The 19,594-nt window shown below is 34.8% G+C and carries 15 protein-coding genes; 5 read left to right on the forward strand and 10 right to left on the reverse strand.

Translation table 11 applies throughout. The annotated features are described in order from the left end of the window. Positions 1-48: 48 nt before the first annotated feature. On the reverse strand, positions 49-234 hold the full coding sequence (locus P8625_RS03320; RefSeq protein WP_279652078.1) for a hypothetical protein: 186 nt from the start codon (positions 232-234) through the stop codon (positions 49-51). Between the two features lie 405 nt (positions 235-639). Here P8625_RS03320 and P8625_RS03325 point away from each other — a divergent pair, with 405 nt between their 5' ends. Next, on the forward strand, positions 640-1,737 hold the full coding sequence (locus P8625_RS03325; protein WP_279652079.1) for a serine hydrolase domain-containing protein: 1,098 nt from the start codon (positions 640-642) through the stop codon (positions 1,735-1,737). Between the two features lie 120 nt (positions 1,738-1,857). Here P8625_RS03325 and P8625_RS03330 read toward each other — a convergent pair whose 3' ends face one another. Next, entirely contained in the window at positions 1,858-2,097 is a 240-nt protein-coding gene (locus P8625_RS03330) for a transposase (protein WP_279652080.1), read from the reverse strand. Positions 2,098-2,678: 581 nt separating this feature from the next. Here P8625_RS03330 and P8625_RS03335 point away from each other — a divergent pair. After that, positions 2,679-3,131, forward strand: coding sequence for a hypothetical protein (locus P8625_RS03335; RefSeq protein ID WP_279652081.1), 453 nt, complete (start codon positions 2,679-2,681; stop codon positions 3,129-3,131). A gap of 329 nt (positions 3,132-3,460) precedes the next feature. Here the strand turns inward: P8625_RS03335 and P8625_RS03340 are convergent, their stop codons facing one another. The 6 genes from P8625_RS03340 to P8625_RS03365 form a co-directional block, all read right to left on the reverse strand. Continuing rightward, positions 3,461-4,891: an OmpP1/FadL family transporter gene (locus P8625_RS03340; RefSeq protein WP_279652082.1), complete on the reverse strand. Its 1,431-nt coding sequence runs from the start codon at positions 4,889-4,891 to the stop codon at positions 3,461-3,463. 544 nt (positions 4,892-5,435) lie between these two features. Further along, on the reverse strand, positions 5,436-6,308 hold the full coding sequence (locus tag P8625_RS03345) for a M57 family metalloprotease (protein ID WP_279652083.1): 873 nt from the start codon (positions 6,306-6,308) through the stop codon (positions 5,436-5,438). Between the two features lie 711 nt (positions 6,309-7,019). Continuing rightward, positions 7,020-8,135, reverse strand: a complete 1,116-nt coding sequence (gene leuB, locus P8625_RS03350) for a 3-isopropylmalate dehydrogenase (RefSeq protein ID WP_279652084.1) — start codon at positions 8,133-8,135, stop codon at positions 7,020-7,022. A gap of 128 nt (positions 8,136-8,263) precedes the next feature. After that, the gene (leuD, locus tag P8625_RS03355; protein WP_279652085.1) at positions 8,264-8,851 is read right to left on the reverse strand and encodes a 3-isopropylmalate dehydratase small subunit; all 588 of its coding nucleotides are present in this window, start codon (positions 8,849-8,851) and stop codon (positions 8,264-8,266) included. Further along, the gene (gene leuC / locus P8625_RS03360) at positions 8,851-10,233 is read right to left on the reverse strand and encodes a 3-isopropylmalate dehydratase large subunit (RefSeq protein ID WP_279652086.1); all 1,383 of its coding nucleotides are present in this window, start codon (positions 10,231-10,233) and stop codon (positions 8,851-8,853) included. The genes leuD and leuC overlap by 1 nt, the downstream gene beginning before the upstream one ends. Then, positions 10,233-11,408 carry a 2-isopropylmalate synthase gene (locus tag P8625_RS03365; RefSeq protein ID WP_279652087.1) on the reverse strand — a complete coding sequence of 392 codons (1,176 nt, stop codon included), beginning with the start codon at positions 11,406-11,408 and terminating at the stop codon, positions 10,233-10,235. The genes leuC and P8625_RS03365 overlap by 1 nt, the downstream gene beginning before the upstream one ends. Positions 11,409-11,540: 132 nt before the next feature. Here P8625_RS03365 and P8625_RS03370 point away from each other — a divergent pair, with 132 nt between their 5' ends. The 3 genes from P8625_RS03370 (at position 11,541) to P8625_RS03380 (ending at position 17,638) form a co-directional block, all read left to right on the forward strand. After that, complete coding sequence (locus tag P8625_RS03370; RefSeq protein WP_279652088.1) at positions 11,541-13,106, forward strand: hypothetical protein; 1,566 nt, start codon at positions 11,541-11,543, stop codon at positions 13,104-13,106. Positions 13,107-13,298: 192 nt separating this feature from the next. Next, the gene (locus P8625_RS03375; protein ID WP_279652089.1) at positions 13,299-16,484 is read left to right on the forward strand and encodes a LodA/GoxA family CTQ-dependent oxidase; all 3,186 of its coding nucleotides are present in this window, start codon (positions 13,299-13,301) and stop codon (positions 16,482-16,484) included. A gap of 14 nt (positions 16,485-16,498) precedes the next feature. Then, positions 16,499-17,638 carry an NAD(P)/FAD-dependent oxidoreductase gene (locus tag P8625_RS03380; protein ID WP_279652090.1) on the forward strand — a complete coding sequence of 380 codons (1,140 nt, stop codon included), beginning with the start codon at positions 16,499-16,501 and terminating at the stop codon, positions 17,636-17,638. A gap of 232 nt (positions 17,639-17,870) precedes the next feature. Here P8625_RS03380 and P8625_RS03385 read toward each other — a convergent pair whose 3' ends face one another. Both P8625_RS03385 and P8625_RS03390 read right to left on the reverse strand, forming a co-directional pair. Next, positions 17,871-18,905: an RluA family pseudouridine synthase gene (locus P8625_RS03385; RefSeq protein ID WP_279652091.1), complete on the reverse strand. Its 1,035-nt coding sequence runs from the start codon at positions 18,903-18,905 to the stop codon at positions 17,871-17,873. 10 nt (positions 18,906-18,915) lie between these two features. Continuing rightward, positions 18,916-19,497 (reverse strand): PASTA domain-containing protein, encoded by a 582-nt coding sequence (locus tag P8625_RS03390; protein ID WP_279652092.1) that lies wholly within the window; start codon positions 19,495-19,497, stop codon positions 18,916-18,918. Positions 19,498-19,594 lie beyond the last annotated feature (97 nt).

Raw genomic sequence — 19,594 nt, forward strand, 5'->3', positions numbered from 1 at the left:
ACCCCAAATTTCAAAAAAAGGAATTCATTTTAAAGCTATGTAAGGGCTTTATTTTGAACGAAGCCAAAACTTTAACACCTGATTTTCTTCTTTTAGAAAGCTTACAACAAAAGCTGTTAAGTAATTGGGTACATTTTTTAACCAAAACACAAAAGCAACCGCTTTGGCCTCAGTTTTAGTAGGTTTACCCAAGAATTTTAATAGTTTTTTAATGTTGTATGCAGCCCCTGCCATGAGCATGCACTTGTTCGCCCCATCGATACCACTAACATTGACTTAGCCCAAGCCCATATACTGTGTGAAAGTTCCAAAAACGGGTTCTACCGTGCTTTGTCGTTTGGCTTTGATGTAACGTTCCTGTCGACTGTTTACCTAGGCGATATTGCGCTCATACTGCGCCTAGTAATAGATAATTGACATACAATAATGTAACATGAAAATCGCTCGTTTATTGAAAAAAATAAAATCGTATATTGGGGTTGTGCAACAGGCACATCGTGTAAAAATAATTCCTTGGTTCTAGCCTACTCGGAAAATCCTGGCGGATTTTCAGTTTGGTGTGTAATTGCAAAGTTAAGTGTTAACCCACGCAACTACTCATAGCCGAGACGTTAGGCAAGATTTAAAAAACACCATCGAATGAAAGAAAATTTATTGAAAATATCTATATTCCTACTCTTAACAATTTCATTTACAAGTTGTGAATCACAAAACAAAATTAAGAACCTTTTAGGAGTTGAAGTTTCAACTGACTCAATTAATACTTTCCTCAAATCGAGAATGGACTCATTGAATATTCCCGGACTTTCAATTGCAGTCATAAATGACAGTAAAGTAGTTTATCACAAAAATTTTGGATTTGCCAACGTTGAAAAAAAGTTACCAGTTACCAACAAAACCATTTTCGAAGCTGCATCAATCTCAAAATCAGTATTTGCTTTTTTTGTAATGAAATTTGTTGAAGAAGGCAAATTGGATTTAGATAAACCCTTGTATGAATATTTACCATATGAAGATATAGCCAATGACGAAAGGTATAAGAAAATAACAGCACGTATGGTTTTAAGCCATAGGTCAGGATTTCCGAATTGGAGAGAAAATGAAGACGATAAAAAATTAAAAATAAAGTTTGACCCAGGAACAGCTTATGAATATTCTGGAGAAGGTTATCAATATCTCGCTATGGTTCTGAAAAAAATAGAAAATACGGATTGGAACGGTTTAGAAGCTCTTTTTCAAAAGAAAGTCGCAGAACCATTAAAAATGGAACATACAGTATTTATACCAACATCTTATACAGAAAAAAATAAGGCAGAACCTTATAACAATCAAGGCGATTGGATTGATTTAAAAAATGATTATTGGTACAAAAAAGATAAAGGAAAATTCGTTGCACCTTCATCTATGCTGACAGAACCGATAGACTTTTCAAAATGGATGATTGGAATAATGAATAACAAAATTTTATCTAAAGAAAGTTATTCCGAATTGCTAAAACATCATTCAAAAATATCTACATCTTCAACTGGAATTAGTGTTTATTATGCTTTAGGTTTTTTAACAGCTGATAAAGTTTATAGTAACACCTATTTTCACGGAGGAAACAACGCTGGATTTACTTGCTCATATCTTATAGAAACAGAAAAAAAATGGGGATATATTCTTTTCACCAATTCAGAGTATGGAGAAAAACTCGGAGATGAAGTTTGGAATTATTTTGAAAAGGAGAGTGAATAAAAAACGTTGCCTAACAACGGTAGCTGATGCACAACTCCCAAATTTCAAAAAAATGGAATTCATTTTAAAGCTATGTAAGGGTTGTATTTAGAACGAAGCCAAAATTTTTAACTCCTTATTTTACTTTTTTTCTGAGCTTAAAACGAAATTTATTAAGTGACATCGTACGTTTTTTAACCAAAACACAAAAGCAACCGCTTTGGACTCAGTTTTAGTAGGTGTACCCAAGAATTTTAATAGTTTTTTAATGTTATAAGCCGCCCCAGCCATGAGCATGCACTTATTCGCCCCATCGATACCCCTAACATTAACTTTGCGCAAGCCCATATACTGTGTAAGAGTTCCAAAAACAGGCTCCACAATTTAATCTGCGATAAAAGTTTTCTTGGGGTACATGCGCACTCAACTGAAAGAAAGTGAACAGTTTTTCTTAATACGTTTTTTGTCTTACATGATTAAATATACAGTTTATATATCTGAAAAACAATAACTTAATATAAAAAACCTCTTCCATATTGTAAAAAATAAATCGTATATTGGGGTTGTGCAACAGACACAATGGCTATAGTCAATACGGGTTTTGGTGCTTAATCCGAAGTTTATAGCTTTTAACCAAGTCTGCCAAATCTTTTGATTTGGCTTTAAAAATGAAAAGATAAAACAAAATAAGAAGTTTTAGCTAAGTGCTTAATCGGAAATTCATTACTTTTAATTCCCGTACTAACCATAACCGAGATGTTCTAGCCAATTCCTACCTTTATGGAAAAAATGAATAATTACTTTAGTTTAACGTTTAATTAGCTGAAAAAAGTAAAAAACACGCCTAAAAAACAGAAACATTAATGGCTGCTTTTCAGAACGATAAAAAAAGGTTGAGTCAGAATCTGAAGCAACCAAATGAATATTAAAGCATCTTATAGGTAACTTTAAAATGAATAACTATGAAAATAAAAATTTTAATATTTCTCTTTGGAATTGGAATTTTAAGCAGTTGTAATAATGATGATAATTCGGATTTTGAATCGACGTCAATTAATTTTACTGAAATTGGAAAAGGTGCCTTATACGGAAATGGACAAGAAGGAATCCCCGAATCTAATATGATTATTAAAAATACGAATGAATGGCATAATCTAATTTCTCAAATGAACTCTGTAAATAATGTAAGCGACAATTTTACAGAAATAAATGTGGACTTTGACGAGTTTTTAATCGTCGCAATCTTCCTTGAAGTAAAAGGACAAGGATGGGGAATTCAAACTGAAAATGTTATTGAAAATGAGAATAACATAACTATTTCTACTCTTGAAACTGAATATGAGACTTCAGTTATGACTCAACCTTTTTGTATAGTAAAAATGTCGAATACTGAAAAAACAATAATAGTGGAATAAAAACTACACACAACAATGGTAGCTGATGCACAACCCCAAAATTTCAACAAATGGAATTAATTTTAAAGCTATGTAAGGCCTTTATTTAGAACTAAGCCAAAACTTTAACACCTGTTTTTCTGTACTGGAAAAATAATCAAGAAATTATTTCTGTTTTGTATAGAGGTACTAGTTACACAAAACCTAACTAAAACATTAAAATCAGTTAGTAAGAACACTTGTGCTTTTTCTTGTTTTTTGCTATTATTCTTATACACGGTGTTTATATAGGTAAAAACACCTCGAGTACATTTGTACTGGAGGTGTTCTTATGATTTACAGGTACCTTTTTATTTCAAGAATTGATATTGAATACCAAACATTATCATAGATGTAGTCATATCGTAAGCTACTGTAGTTCCAGGGATTTTTCCAAGCGGATTTGTAGGGCTAATCGCACTCGGGTCAAGTAGAGTTCCTTGAGTTTTGCCATCGCTTGTACCATAGTGGTATACCGCATCTATTTGCCATTTGTTTGTAAGTTCGTAACTTAAACCAAGCTGATATGCATTTCTAATAATTGCGGGAGCTGGGGTAGAGAAAAACGCTAATTCTTCTGCTATCGGATTAGAACTGTGTGTGTAACCAAAACGTAAAGGTAGTTTATGAATTCCTTTGTATTGGGCACCTACAGATAAAACTGAAATGTTATTCCATCCAAATCCCTGTACGGCTCCTGTTGGAAAACCGTTGTCTCCCATTTGCCATCCACTAGCTTTGAATCCCTCTGTATCTTCATACAAAACTCTTCTAAAATCTAATGCTAAATCAATATTATTAATTGAATATCCTATTCCCATAGAAACTATTGCTGGATAATCCATTTGAAATGCTACTTCTGGTGCAGATGACCCATCTAAATAGGTGTTTTTAAATTCGAAAGCATTAAATTTTTGTGCTGTTTTATAAGAAGCTCCTAATTTGATACCAGCTTTTGAATCATAGAAAATACCAAATTGTGCGCCAAAACCTATAGCAGATGCCTTGTCGGATACTGGATAGCCTTTTCCTATTTCGTTTGGTAATTGAGGGAAGTCTGGTGCTGCCAAAGGATTGGGTTCTAAAGTTAAAGCGGCATAGTTTATATTTGGTTGTATTCCAATAGATACTTTGTCTGATAGTTCGTAAGCCCAAGTTCCTGAAACTTGTAACAACATGTAATCAGATTGAACGCGACCAAATCCTCTAAAAGCTTGAGGCCAAAGAATAGGATTAGAATTACTAGGATCCCAATTCATATTAGGATTTCCATCCGCACTAAAAGGCAAGTTAGTTTCCTGCGGAAAAGTAACTCCGAATCCGCTAATACCAAAGGCAGAAAGCCCAAAGGTATGTTTGCTATCCTCCTTAGCCCAGAGCATGGCAATGGCTGGCATTAACGACAATCCTCTTTCATCTTCGGTAGTGCCAAAAACTGGTGGTGATTCAGGTGATCCTGGTCCCATATCACCTGCTTGGAAGAGCATACCGCTAGGTAAACTCGAACTTAGTGATGGAGAAGAAAAGAATAAACCCACATCAAACTTTATAACTTTATGATCGAAGGCAGCTACAGAGGCAGGATTCCAATGCATAGCACCAGAAATATCAAGAGGCTGTGCAGTTGCTGCTCCACCCATAGACATATTAACAGCCCCTACTCCTTGCATAATATGACCTGTTTGCGCATATAGTCCTATGGAAAAAAATAAAACAATTAATTTTGGAAATGTTGTTTTCATGGTAAAATTTTTAAAAAATTCTATAAATTTTTGGCTGTATTAAAATTGAATTCACCTGTGCGAATTCTTCAATTAATTACTGACCGAGCACAAAATTAAGAGTGATTTATTCCTGTAGTTATGACAATTATCATTGTTGGAATTTCATGACTTTTTGAAGTAAATAAAAAAGCTAAAAACTGAATAAGGATAGGAGTTATAGCGGTTTTTTTCTTTTGTAACATTAGTTACAGAACGATGTTTGATTATAAAATATCGTATAACTTCTATTTTTTTTTTGAACTATTTAGAAATTAGTGCTTTTAAAGGTTTAGGTAATATGGAAAGAAAGTATGCTTAATTTATGTATGCGTACGACACAAACTATGTGTACTTTATTGGATAAAACTTTGCTTTCTTTTTCATAAACATATTGTAAATATTTTTAAAACATAAAAATCTCTCAATAAACAGTTGCTTATTGAGAGATTTTATTGTGTAATCCTATTGAAACTATAATAGTTTTCAGGACTAGCTTTTAGTTAATTTACTCAAATATATTGAATTAATACATTGTTTGTAAAGCTCTTATGTCGTTTGAGTTGAACTCACCGTCTTCGTTTGAGCTAAAGCATGCTAACATTAATGAAGTTGAATCGTATCCTGTTGGTGTACCTGATAGATGGTTCGCTCCTACACCAGCAGTTCCTTCGTTTACGTTTTGTCCACAACTTTGACGGCTAAACCAATCTGTATGTCTGAACCCTACTGAATGTCCGATTTCGTGTGTAATTACGTGCTCGTTTACGTTGGTTGTATACCCTGATAATCCGTAGATTTGTACAAACTTGTATGGTAAACCACCGCTTGGGAAACCTGCACTACCTCCTGAACCTGACTGGTTCGGATTGCGGTACACTACCATATCTTTATCATCATAGTTGGTACCAAACGTTAATGTAAAGCTTATAGAAACTCCACTTAAACGATTGTAGTTGTTTACCGCCCACTGCAATGCCGTTTGTTCTTTACTAGAAAGACCGTAACCACCGCCTCCTGTATATCCAATAATAGAAATATTTCTACCTTGAGATACTAAGTTGTTGGTTGAATACTGGCGTCCTGATAAACCTTCTTCTTTGGCTTTTGCTAAGGTAAATAACTGCTCTTCTGTCATTACTACGTCTTCTTCAATGAATAAACGTACTTCAGAAGTTCCGTCAGGGAAATAAAAATTGTCGTAACGAATGTGCTCAACGTTAAGTTCCAATTTAGCTGCAGCATCTACAACTTCTTGAGGAACTGGTTTTAATCCCGGGTTTTCGCTAGATTGCTCTACGATTCCTGAATCTTTAACTTGGTCGTTTTCGCTTGAACATGAGGTGAAGAACACACCCACTGATAAGCCCATAATTAGGGCTAACTTTGTTTTTTTCATGGTATGAAGGGTTTTTAAAATTCGCAGTAAAACTACACATTAGATTCAAAATTGTGAAATAATCACAATGAAAAAGTTAAAAAAAAGAATATTTAAACAGAAAAATCATAAAATATTAAATATTAAACAATTTAAATAAAAACTAAACATATAAAAAATGAATATCAATTCAATGATTTTAGTTTGGGGTATGGCAGTATTGATTTTATTATTTTTTCCTTTGAAACCCTTTTTATACGATATATGGTTTTTTATTTCGTATTCAGGTCTATTGTCTCTTCGAGTAAAATTAGTTGAATGAAATGAAAATAATTTTGTATTGAGGAGTGATAGCATATTTCTCAGTACAGCCGAAGTACAATTTTTAATTCATTATCATTCTTAAAAATCACTATCATTGAGTTCTTTTCTTAACGACTTGGATTTTACATGGAATACTCTTTTTCTAAGTTATTTTTCTTTTTCCATTGATGAAAAAGAAACAAAAAATCTAGTCTTAACCAGCCTGCTCTCAAAAATAATTCTATAACTACCATTAGATTTGCTTGACAATTTTTTTTCTGTTGTCTCAAACTCACACTATACGAAAAAATTATTCGTAAATTTTATAAAAGTGTTATTTTACTAGAATATGTTGTTCAGAAATCATGTTCAATACATAAAAGCTCCCTATCTTGACGATAGGAAGCTTTATAATTACAAATATTGAGATTATATAATGGTACTTTGACCCATGTGAATATTCTGAAAATTTAAATCACTGTCTTCTTGATTGTATATATAGTCTGCTATAAAATCGCCTACTTTACTTGTTGAAAACGGATTTTTCGTATTGATATCTTCGGTGGTTATGCCTAATTCAAGAGATTTTTGTACTGCTTTTTCTACTACTTCTGCTTCTTCATTTAAACCTAAGTGTCTTAGCAATAATGCTGTTGATAATATCGATGCTAAAGGGTTTGCAATATCTTTTCCTTTTGCTTGCGGAAAAGATCCATGAATTGGCTCAAAGAGTGCATTCTCTTTTCCTAAAGAGGCCGAAGCTAGTAAGCCTATCGAACCGCCAATTACACTCGCTTCATCAGAGAGTATATCTCCGAAAAGATTTTCTGTTAGTATTACATCAAAATCTTTCGGATTTAATATTAATTTCATCGCTGCGTTATCAACATATAAAAAATCAAGTTCTACATCAGGATATGTTACTGCCATTGCTGTTACGGTTTTACGCCATAATCTTGAAGTTTCTAACACATTGGCCTTGTCTACCAAAGTTAATTTTTTTCTTCTTTTTTGAGCTGATTGAAAAGCTAGGTGTGCTATTCTTTCGATTTCTTCTATTGTATATGAACAGCCATCAAAAGCATGCTTTCCATCATCACTCAATTCTTTAAGTCCAAAATAAATGCCTCCTGTTAGCTCTCGATAAATGGTAATATCTGTTCCTTCAATTCTATCCTTTTTAAGAGGAGAGTTGTGTAGTAACGTATCGTATGCCTTTACAGGTCTCACATTACAAAACAATCCTAATTCTTTTCTTAACTGTAACAACCCTTGCTCTGGACGTACTTTTGCTGCTGGGTTGTTATCGTATTTTGGGTCTCCAATAGCTCCGAACAATATGGCATCACTTGTTTTACACAATTCAATGGTTTCTTTTGGCAATGGATTTCCTGTTTTGTCGATTGCACAAGCTCCCATCAGGGCTTCTTTAAACAAAAACGTATGATCGAAAATATTTCCTACTGCTCTTAGCACTTTTTTTGATTGTTCTGTTACTTCAGGTCCTATACCGTCTCCTGATATTACTGCTATCGTATATTTCATACTTTTACGTCGTTATTTTAAATTCGGACACAACCCACCTATTTCACCCTTCACCTTAAAATAGGCGTTATCTTAGTTGTTTGCTGTGTCCTTTTTAATTACATTTTTTAATTTATTATTTAAAAAAACTAATGGTTAGCATGTGCTAACTCAAAATCTTGTATCCTATTTTTTTTACTCATTAGAAAATCAATATCATCGTAACCATTTATCATACATAGCTTTTTGTATGGGTTGATTTCAAATCTTACATTTCCTATTGGTGTTTTTAATATCTGTTCTTCTAAATCGACAATTATGGTTGTATTTGGTTGTTCTGTAACTTTTTTTAAAAGTTTTGCTAAGTATTCTTTAGATACTTGTACAGGTAATATGCCGTTATTAAGTGCATTTCCTTTAAAAATATCGGCAAAAAAACTACTAATTACAACTTTAAATCCGTAGTCTGCCAAAGCCCATGCTGCATGTTCTCTACTCGAACCACATCCAAAATTATCTCCTGCTATTAAAATGCTTCCGTTATAGTTTTTGTCGTTTAGTACAAAACGTTTATTTAAGCTTCCTTCTTTTGTATATCGCCAATCTCTAAACAGGTTATCTCCAAAGCCTTTTTTATTGGTTGATTTTAAAAAACGTGCAGGTATAATTTGGTCGGTATCTACGTTCTCAGTAGGTAGTGGTATTGCCGTATCTATTAGTTTCGTAAATTTCTCCATCAGTTTAGCTGTTTTGTAAAATCTGTAATTTTTCCTTCTACTGCTGTTGCAGCAGCCATTAGCGGACTTGCCAAGATGGTTCTTGCTCCTTGACCTTGTCGTCCTTCAAAGTTTCTATTTGAAGTTGACACACAGTATTCTCCTTCTGGTATTTTATCGTCGTTCATTGCTAAACAAGCTGAACATCCTGGTTGTCGTAATTCAAATCCTGCGGCTTCAAAAACTTCTTGTAAGCCTTCTTGCTTTATTTGTTTGGCTACTTGTTGCGAGCCTGGTACTAACCAAGCGTTTACATTCGGCGCTTTTTGTTTTCCTTTTATGTAGCTTGCAGCCACTCTAAAGTCTTCTATTCTAGAGTTTGTACAGCTTCCTATAAATACGTAGTTAACAGGCGTATCGATTAACGATGTTCCTTTTTTAAAGTTCATATATTGTAATGACTTTTCAAAGGAAGCATCTTCTAGTTGGGGAATGTTTTCTGAAATTTTTATTCCCATTCCAGGGTTGGTTCCGTAGGTTAGCATTGGCTCAATATCTTCTGCATTGAATGAATATTCTTTATCGAATACTGCTTTTTCATCTGTTTTTAATGTTTTCCAATAGGCTACTTTTTTATCAAACTCATCTCCTTTTGGTGCAAACTCACGTCCTTTCACGTATTCAAAAGTGGTTTGATCTGGGGCTATCATACCTCCTCTGGCTCCCATTTCAATACTCATGTTGCACACGGTCATGCGTCCTTCCATAGACATTTCTTCAAATACATTTCCTGCATACTCACAGAAATATCCTGTTCCTGAGTTGGTACCTAGTTGTGCAATTATATATAAGATTACATCTTTTGGAAGGACTCCTTTTTTAAGTTTTCCGTTTACATTTACACGTAAACTCTTGGGTTTTTCTAATAACAAACATTGACTTGCAAATACTTGTGCTACCTGACTGGTACCAATACCAAAAGCAATCGTACCAAAAGCACCATGTGTTGATGTATGGCTATCTCCACAAACCATGGTCATTCCTGGTTGGGTAATTCCTAATTCTGGTGCCATTACATGCACAATTCCGTTGTATTGATGTCCTAAACCATACAGAGTAATATTGTTTTCTTCACAGTTTTTGCTTAACTGTTCTAATTGATTTCTTGATAGCGCATCTTTTATTGGTAAATGCTGGTTAACAGTTGGTGTGTTATGATCGGCTGTTGCTACTGTTTTATCTGGTCGTGCAATTGGAATCTTACGTTCTTTCAACTCGTTAAATGCCTGCGGGCTGGTTACCTCGTGAATTAAATGCTTATCTATATATAGAATTTGTGGTCCATCTTTCACTGTATATACCACATGTGCATCCCATACTTTATCAAACAATGTTTTTCCCATTAGGCTGCGGCTATTTTTGAAATTTTATTGACTTGTTTCATTATTTGATGAATATCTTCATCTATCACTTCTTTTTGTCTGTCGGCAAATTGCAAGAACGTTTTGTAAGCGGTATCTAGCTGAATTTTAGTTAGCTCATACCCTATCTTTTTGGCTCGATATGCCAAAGCTGCTCTTCCGCTTCTTGCTGTTAATACAATCGCACTCTCGGTAACTCCTACATCTGCTGGATCGATAATTTCATAGGTTTCACGGTTTTTAATAACCCCATCTTGATGTATTCCTGAACTGTGTGCAAAGGCATTGGCACCTACGATGGCTTTGTTAGGTTGCACCGGCATTCCCATACGCTCGCGAACCATCATACTGGTATCGTACAACAGTTTGGTATTGATATCTGTTTGAAGGTTTAAATAAGGGTGTTGCTTTAAAATCATCACCACTTCTTCTAAAGCAGTGTTTCCTGCACGTTCACCTATTCCGTTCACGGTACACTCTATCTGGCGTGCTCCGTTGATTGCCCCTGCAATAGAGTTTGCAGTTGCTAAACCTAAATCGTTGTGGCAATGGCAAGAAATTATTACGTTTTCAATGCCTTTTACATTGTCTTTTAAGTATTTAATTTTTTTTCCGTACTCTTCGGGCAAACAATAACCCGTTGTATCTGGAATATTTAGTACGGTTGCGCCAGATTTTATAACTTCTTCACAAACCTTGGCTAAAAAGGCATTGTCTGTTCTTCCGGCATCTTCTGCATAAAATTCTACATCATCTACAAAATTTTTGGCGTACGAAACCGCTTCTTTGGCACGGGCAATTACTTCTTCTTTTGAAGCTTTAAACTTAAATTGAATATGAGAATCGCTCGTACCTATACCTGTATGAATTCTTGGTTTCTTAGTAAATTTTAAAGCCTCAGCAGCTACTTCAATATCTTTTTTTACAGCTCTTGTTAATCCACAAACAGCAGCATTTTTAACCAATTTCGCTATTTCTTGTACCGATGTAAAGTCACCCGGACTCGAAACAGGAAACCCCGCCTCTATAACATCAACTCCTAAAAAATCGAGCCTTTCTGCAATAATTAGTTTTTGTTGGGTATCTAATTTACAGCCTGGAACCTGCTCGCCGTCTCGTAATGTTGTATCAAAAATTTGGATCTTATCGCTTTGCATAAATCTAACTATGATTATCAAAATAAAATTCAAATGTATATATTGGCTTTTCAATAAAGTTCTTTTATAAAGTGCTTATTACGATACCAAAAGAACAAAAAATAGAATTAAAATACTGATTAACAATATTTTATGAATAAACCAATTACATTTGCCAACCAACAAAATGATGCTTTATTTGTATTAATAAAGTCTTTATCGAAGTCAGAAAAGCGTCAATTTAATTTGTATGTTGGTCGTTTGGGTGGTAATGTTGATGCTAAATTTTTTGCGCTTTTTAAACTACTTGAGAAACAAAAAAAATATGACGAAAAAGCAATCATTAAAAGTGGTATCGTTAGCAAGCAACAATTATCTAACTTAAAAGCACATTTATACAAGCAAATACTAATTAGTTTACGAATGAATCCTGCTCACAAAAACATTAGAATTCAAATACGTGAGCAGCTAGATTTTGCTACTGTTTTATATCAAAAAGGGTTGTATAAGCAAAGTTTAAAGCTTCTTGATAGAGCAAAAAACATGGCTATTGAGAATGAAGAAAAGAATATTGCTTATGAAATTGTAGAGTTAGAAAAGGTAATTGAAAGTCAATATATAACTAGAAGTATTGATACGCGCTCTGATGAATTGACTATTCAAGCAAAAGAACTTAGTCAGCAAAATGTAATTGCTAGTAAGCTATCTAACTTATCGCTGCAACTATATGGAACTTTATTAAAAAATGGTTACGTAAAAAATGATGAAGAACTACAACATATAAACTCTTATTTTAATTCTAAATTACCTAAATACACGTATGAAAATTTAGGCTTTAGAGAAAAGTTATGGTTGTACAAAGCGCACTTGTGGCATAGTTTTTTAACACAAGATTTTTTACAAAGTTATAAGTATGCCAACAAATGGGTAGACTTGTTTAAAATTGATCCTAAAAATATTTCTTTACATCCTGTTTTTTATTTAAAAGGAAAAAATTACCTTTTAGAAAGTGCTTTTTTTATAAAGCATTACACTAAATTTAAGGAAGAGCTCTCCCTCTTTGAAAAGGAAATCGAAAACAAAACAATACCTAAAAACAGCAATACAGAAATTCTTACTTTTCTCTACTATTATGCCAATAGGCTGCACCTACATTTTCTAGAGGGCAGCTTTGCTGAAGGTGAACATTGGGTTGCCATTATTAACGATAAAATTAATCTTTATAAAGACCGACTCGACAACCACCATATTGTTGTTTTTTATTACAAAATAGCCTGTTTGTATTTTGGTATGGGTAAGAACAAAGAATGTATTTACTACCTAAACAAAATAATTAAACCTAAAAACATACAGGTTGCCAATGATTTGCAATGTTTTGCCAGAATACTTTCTTTAATTGCTCATTATGAATGTGGTTTAGATTACGATTTAGAACAACAATTAAAAGATACGTATCGGTTTTTATTAAAAATGGAAAATCTGCAAGCTGTACAAAAAGAAATTATTTCTTCTATTAAAATATTGGGTGACACGTTTCCACATCAAATAAAAAAGGAGCTTACAAAAGTATACGACAGACTGAAAGTCTACGAGCATCACCCCTATGAAAAAAGAGCTTTTTTATATTTAGATATTCTTTCTTGGCTTGAAAGTAAAATTGAAAATAAGCCTGTTGCACAAATCATAAAAGAGAAATTCATCAATCTTAAAAACGGTTGATAGATAGTAAATAGTTGTTAGTTGTTGGCTGTTTTTTCAGTTGTTAGTTTATAAAATTGAGGATAGACTACTTATTACTGACAGCTGGTAATCAATCCGTAACTAAATATCAAACGTTCATGGTTATTTAGCAATCAAATTCTGTTATATTTTCTATTTTAGAACTATCTTAATAATCAAACTAATCAAATAATGACTACACCTTCACAAAATCAACCTTCATCATGCTGGAACTGCGATGGAGATATTAGCCAAATTACCCAACGTTTAAAAGAAATGTTTGTAGAAATGGGGCAAAAAACACGTATTGAAAGTGGACAGCAGCCTGCCGAAAGAGCCGTTTTTAGGAAACAACACGGTATTGCCTACGGTCGTTTTGTTGTAAACAAAGACATTGACAAAAAATTCAAAATCGGAATTTTTGCTGGCGATACTTACGAATGTGCCGTTCGTTTTTCAAGTGATACCAGTCCTACTTCACCCGATTTACATTCTACCTTAGGAGTTGGTTTAAAACTCTTTGGTGTTGAAGGACCTAAATTATTAGGAGATGGTACCAATGCCGATTTTATCTTTCAAAACATCGACCGTTTTTTTGCACGAGATGCACAACAAATGTGTAGTTTTACTACTGCTGGAGTTATTGACCGTGATTACGATTCGTACATAGCAAAACACCCTGAATTAGCTAGTATTCTAAAAGCAATGACCAAAGAAGAAGCTAGTGTATTAAGCGCTAGTTACTGGGCAATTCTTCCTTTTAAATTAGGTGATTCTCAAATTGTAAAATATCGCTTAGTTCCTGAAAACACTTATACGGGTACTCCTTTTAACGATACTAATTACTTAGGTATCGATTTACAACAACGTTTGTTAACCAAAGAAGCGACCTTCCGTTTCGAAGTACAGCTACGTACAAATGATGCTACCATGCCGTTAGAAGATGCACAAGTGGTTTGGAGTACAGAAGAGAGTCCGTATATATGTATTGCCAAATTGCATTTACCGCAACAAGATGTAGCTAGTATTGGGCAAGCAGAATTCGGTAGTAATTTGGCGTTTAATATTTGGAGAACTTTGCTTCAACACGAACCTTTAGGCTCGATTGCACAAGCTAGAAAAGTAGTCTATGCGGCAAGTGCTGAAGCAAGACATCAAGCTAACGGACAGCAATTACAAGAACCTAAAGAAATTAATCCGCAATTTCAAGGAAACACTGATGAAAACAGTGACTGTATTGTCAAAGCGGGGATCTACCCTCCTATTGGTGTGATGCGGGTTGGAAATAGTGAACACGAATACTTTATCGGTCCGCTAGTAGATAATCCTGAACCACAAACCGACCCATATGCCTATCGAGATAAAAAAGGAGCCTTAAAAAGACAAGCAGCACAGTTTAGAGTTTACGGATTTAATGCCGCAGGGAAAGCAGTAAAGGAGTTAACAGCAGAAAATGCAAAAATCACGTGGCACAGTCATTTAGCCAATCAAAAATCCTCTTGGTATCAATTTAACATTGCCTTAGATATTCCAGAAGCTGCTGATATGCCTCCTTCTATGTTACGTAATATTGATGTAAAAGATCGTAACTCTCTAATAATTGATGGAGGTGCCAAATCTATCACTGGAACCAATATCACCGATGGTCCTTTCTTTGAAGGAGCATTTCTTTCAAAAAAAGTGTATTTAGGGGAAATGCGTACCGATGAAAAAGGACGTTTGATTATGTTAGGCGGACATGGAAAATCGGAAAACATCAACGGAGATATTGCCATTACTTTTGCCAATAACGAAGGTTGGTATGACGACATTTCTGACGGTCCTGTTACTGCTGAAGTAGAATACGAAGGCACAAAATTAAAAGTAGATCCGGCCTGGGTTATTTGTGCACCACCAGATTATGCTCCCATGCAAAAATCGGTACGTACCATGTGGGATTTAATGCGTGATGTGGCCGTAAAATCTAAAATGTTAGTACGACCAATACGCCCTTCTTTTACCAAAGATATTTTACCTATTTTTCAACGTATGACCGATTTACAATGGGTAAATGCTGGTTTTGCAGGAGCCTTTGGTTTTGGAGGGCAGTTTAATTATACCACTAAAGAATGGATAAAACGCTTAGGAAATCCGTCACCAGCTTACATGGAAATGCGAAGAACAATTTCTAACAATTTCCGTCGTCTTGACGCATCTGGTGCAGAAGCACCGCAATTATGGCCTTGGATGTATGGAGATGCTGTTAGCATTCCTTCGACAGGCTCTGTGCGTCAACACGCTACCTTATCAGATTTGCAATTGGAATTTTTAGACCAGTGGGTGCAAGGTGATTTTGAAGCAGATTATGTGGACATGACTGGATGTCCGCACACACCGAAACCGCCGACGATAGATGAGCTTCCTGTATCTGAACAACCCGATATGCTTACCAAAGCAGCTATGGAATTCTGTTTAGCAGATGCTTTTCACCCTGGTTGTGAAATGACATGGCCTATGCGTTCTTCAGGAATGTATATGGCTCCTTTTAGAATTAAACACGCACCTAAAACACCTCCTGTTAATACCACCTATTACGGCCCAATGATGAACAACGACGTATTGCCTTTGGCAAAAGGGCCTATTTTAGGCGGGCAAGTAGCTGGTGGAATTACACGTTGGATGGCAATTCCTTGGCAGACCGATACCGCAAGTTGTAGAGATGGATATACAAGTGAATACGATCCGTATTTACCAACTTTTTGGCCTGCTAGAGTACCTAATAACATCTTAAATGAAAAACGTTACAAAGAAGCGGTAAATTCTAATTTATCAGAAGAAACACGTGTGCAAGCTTTTAATTTCCGTTCCGATTGGTTAGACGATCTTCCGCTACATGGTGAAGCACCAACCTACACGAATCAAATTAATAGTATGATTCAATATTTCGATAAGTTAGCCGTGGTACAAAAGCGCCCAGGAGTACCAAATGACCCTAATTTTCCTGAAGAGATGCAAGTGGGTATCACTGCCACTCCAGAACAAGAGGTAGCATTATTAAAGGCTACGATACAAGATTTACAAGGTATTTTAACTACTAAACATGAATTACAAAAAGGAATTCAAGATACAATAGACACGGCCGTAGACAAATTATCACACGATAATTTATTAAACGAACAGTTTGTATTAGAAGATGCTCGACGTAGTTTATTAACGCTAACGGAAGATGAATTGTCGAAAGATTTTAAAGCAACTCCTAATGTTATCAAAACCATACATTTAATTGCTTCAAAATTACATACAATGAAACAATCTGATTCACACCAAGAAATAACTCCTAAAAAGGTTGAAGTGGGTATTCCTGAGAAAATGACCCGTTTTTCAAGATATACTCCTTAATAACGAAATACGTGTTGAAAAAATATACTAGTACAACTGATATACTAATTATTGGTGGTGGCATTGCAGGTTGCATTGCCGCCATTTCTTTAGCTAATGATTATAAGGTTACATTGCTAGACAAACTAGCCGAACCTGTAGATAGAATTGGAGAGTCGCTCGCCCCTGCTGCACAACGCATTCTAAAAGAGTTGAGTTTATTAAAAAACGAGTCCGATATTGTAAAACAAACAATATTCTGCAACAATGTGGGAATGCAATCGTATTGGGGAAGCAATGAACTTCAAATTGTGGATTACTTACGAAACCCTGATGGCTTCTCTAGAAGTTTAGATAGAAAGAACTTTGAAATTTATCTTAGACAAATTGCTGTTGAAAGAGGTGTTGACTGTATTTGGGGAACACGTCTTTTTAGTAGTTCTTATGAAGCTAATTATTGGAAAATAACAACAAAGTCTGATGATTTAAAAAATAGAACTACACATACCATTTATGCTAAGTTTGTAATCGATGCTACTGGCAGACAATCGCATTTCGCTAAAAGCTTGGGTATTGAACGTACAGCGTACGATAAGTTGATATCTTGTTGGATGAGCTTGCCCAATACTACAGAAAATACCATGAGTACCATTGCTGCTGCTGAATTAGGTTGGTGGTACAGTGCTGTGATACCTAACAATAAAAGAGTAATTGCCTTTCAAACAGATGCTGATTTAATAGATAGAAATACAATAAAGAGTTTAACTGCTTTTTTATCTTTTGCCAAACAGCAAAAACTTATTCTGCCTTTGCTTGAAGGAAACGAAGCAACTATCAACTTTCATGGCACGGTAAGTGCCAACACTACACGTTTAGCAGAAGTTACAGGCAAACAATGGGTTGCTTTGGGTGATGCTGCGATGAGTTTTGATCCGCTTTCTTCTCAAGGAATGTTTAACGCCATGGCAAATGCCATGCAACTTCAAAAGCTACTTAGTAAGTATGACTTTATTAAAGATTTAGATTCTGATAAAGAGAAACAATTCAATGTAATGTACAAGCAACAAATACAGCAGGTTTGGAATCATTATCTACAGCATAAAAACTTTTTTTACAGTACTGAAATGAGATGGAAAGCTTCTCCTTTTTGGAAAAGGCGTAATAGCTACTCATAATTCTAAGTATTTCTTTTTGGCTTTCTCTATACCGCTCATTATCGTTATTGTACCGCTATTTTTTTGGGAAAGTAACCTTTGATTTAATACCATTTATGTTTTGTTATTTCGCATTTAGACCCATTGTCTACCATTGACATCTTTTCTTAACGACTTAAATTTTACATAGAATACTCTTTTCCAAGCTATTTTTCTTTTTCATGCTCAGGGTAAAACAAGACCTAAAGACTCTTTATTCTTCTAACTTAGAGTGCTCGGAATACGTCCGCCATTTCTCTAAACAATTTTTTATATCCTCTGGTACTTCCGAATCGAACTGTAAAAACTTACCCGTTGTAGGATGTGTAAAACCTAAGGTTTTGGCATGCAATGCTTGCCTCGGTAGTACTTTAAAACAATTCTCTACAAATTGTTTGTATTTGGTAAAGGTAGTTCCTTTTAAAACGGTATTTCCGCCATAGCGTTCATCGTTAAAAAGTGTATGGCCAATGTGCTTAAAGTGTGCTCTAATTTGATGTGTTCTTCCTGTCTCTAGCTTACATTGCACCAAGGTTACATACGTAAGCCTCTCTAACACTTTATAATGTGTTACGGCGTGTTTGCCGTGTTCTCCATCAGGAAAAACATCCATTTGAAGACGGTTTTTAAAACTACGCCCTATGTTTCCTTCAATAGTTCCTTCATCTTCTTCAATATTTCCCCAAACCAGAGCATAATATAATCGCTCAGTTGTACGGTCAAAAAACTGCTTGGACAAATGTGCCATGGCATATTCAGTCTTTGCAACCACTAATAATCCGCTGGTATCTTTATCAATTCGATGCACCAAGCCAGGACGCTCATTTGAGTTTTTGGGTAAGTTTTCGATGTGATGAATGAGTCCGTTTACCAGTGTGCCTGAATAATTTCCATGACCAGGGTGTACCACCATTCCTGCTGGCTTATTTACCACGATTACTTCATCATCTTCATATACTATATCAATAGGAATATCTTCTGCAACTAACAGATTTTCGTGAGGTGGATAAGTTAACACCACCCGAACCACATCTTTAGGCTTTACCTTATAGTTTGGCTTCACAACAACCTCATTTACCAAAACATTTCCTGCCTTAGATGCTTGCTGTATTTTATTTCGAGTTGCGTTTTCAATAAAATTCATTAAAAACTTATCTACTCGTAAAGGTACTTGACCATCAGTTGCTACAAACCGATAGTGTTCATACAAATCGTCATTTTCAATCTCTGGGGTGGTATCTTCCTGCATGAATCGAGTATTAGTATCCCTCACCATCACCTAAAATCAAATTGATGGTTGTTTGTTTTGGTAATTTAGTTCCTGGTGCTATTTTTTCTCCATTATACGTTAATCCACGAACTACATCTTTTCCGATATCTTTAACCCATGTTACTTCATTTCCTACTTTAAAACCTATAGAGCGTAAATGTGTCGTTGCTTGTCGTTTGGTACGTCCGTTCAAATCAGGAATTTCTACGTCTCTGTATTTCGATGGATTTAACGTTAGGTATATCTTTCGTTTTTCTTTCACAAAATCACCAGCTTCGGGGTCTTGCTCAATAACCGATTTCTTTGGATAATCAGGATTATAGCTCGCACTATCAATAACTACAAAATCTAAATTTAATTCGTCTAATGCTTCCTCAACATCATGCAAAGACATTTTTTGTAAATCGGGCACTTGTATTTTCTGATTATGATTGGTTCTTACCCCCAACCACCACTGCAAAACAAATACAAAAACAAGTATTGAAACAACGGCTATAATTACGTTTTTTAAAAACGCTTTGCTTTTTATAAACTGAAATAGACCATGTAGGCTTTCTGAAAAGTTACTCATATGATTTTTTGTAATATCGCACAAATTTACAGTAAATATATTACTATTTTAAATTCAATAACCCCTAAACGAGTTTTTTTGGTAAGTTTGTATAATC

Source organism: Tenacibaculum tangerinum, assembly GCF_029853675.1.
GTDB lineage: Bacteria > Bacteroidota > Bacteroidia > Flavobacteriales > Flavobacteriaceae > Polaribacter > Polaribacter tangerinum_A.

Coding starts and splice junctions, on each gene's coding strand:
- P8625_RS03320 (WP_279652078.1), bottom strand. CDS start 234: ATGGCAGGGGCTGCATACAACATTAAAAAACTATTAAAATTCTTGGGT.
- P8625_RS03325 (WP_279652079.1), top strand. CDS start 640: ATGAAAGAAAATTTATTGAAAATATCTATATTCCTACTCTTAACAATT.
- P8625_RS03335 (WP_279652081.1), top strand. CDS start 2,679: ATGAAAATAAAAATTTTAATATTTCTCTTTGGAATTGGAATTTTAAGC.
- P8625_RS03340 (WP_279652082.1), bottom strand. CDS start 4,891: ATGAAAACAACATTTCCAAAATTAATTGTTTTATTTTTTTCCATAGGA.
- P8625_RS03345 (WP_279652083.1), bottom strand. CDS start 6,308: ATGAAAAAAACAAAGTTAGCCCTAATTATGGGCTTATCAGTGGGTGTG.
- leuB (WP_279652084.1), bottom strand. CDS start 8,135: ATGAAATATACGATAGCAGTAATATCAGGAGACGGTATAGGACCTGAA.
- leuD (WP_279652085.1), bottom strand. CDS start 8,851: ATGGAGAAATTTACGAAACTAATAGATACGGCAATACCACTACCTACT.
- leuC (WP_279652086.1), bottom strand. CDS start 10,233: ATGGGAAAAACATTGTTTGATAAAGTATGGGATGCACATGTGGTATAT.
- P8625_RS03365 (WP_279652087.1), bottom strand. CDS start 11,408: ATGCAAAGCGATAAGATCCAAATTTTTGATACAACATTACGAGACGGC.
- P8625_RS03370 (WP_279652088.1), top strand. CDS start 11,541: ATGAATAAACCAATTACATTTGCCAACCAACAAAATGATGCTTTATTT.
- P8625_RS03375 (WP_279652089.1), top strand. CDS start 13,299: ATGACTACACCTTCACAAAATCAACCTTCATCATGCTGGAACTGCGAT.
- P8625_RS03385 (WP_279652091.1), bottom strand. CDS start 18,905: ATGCAGGAAGATACCACCCCAGAGATTGAAAATGACGATTTGTATGAA.
- P8625_RS03390 (WP_279652092.1), bottom strand. CDS start 19,497: ATGAGTAACTTTTCAGAAAGCCTACATGGTCTATTTCAGTTTATAAAA.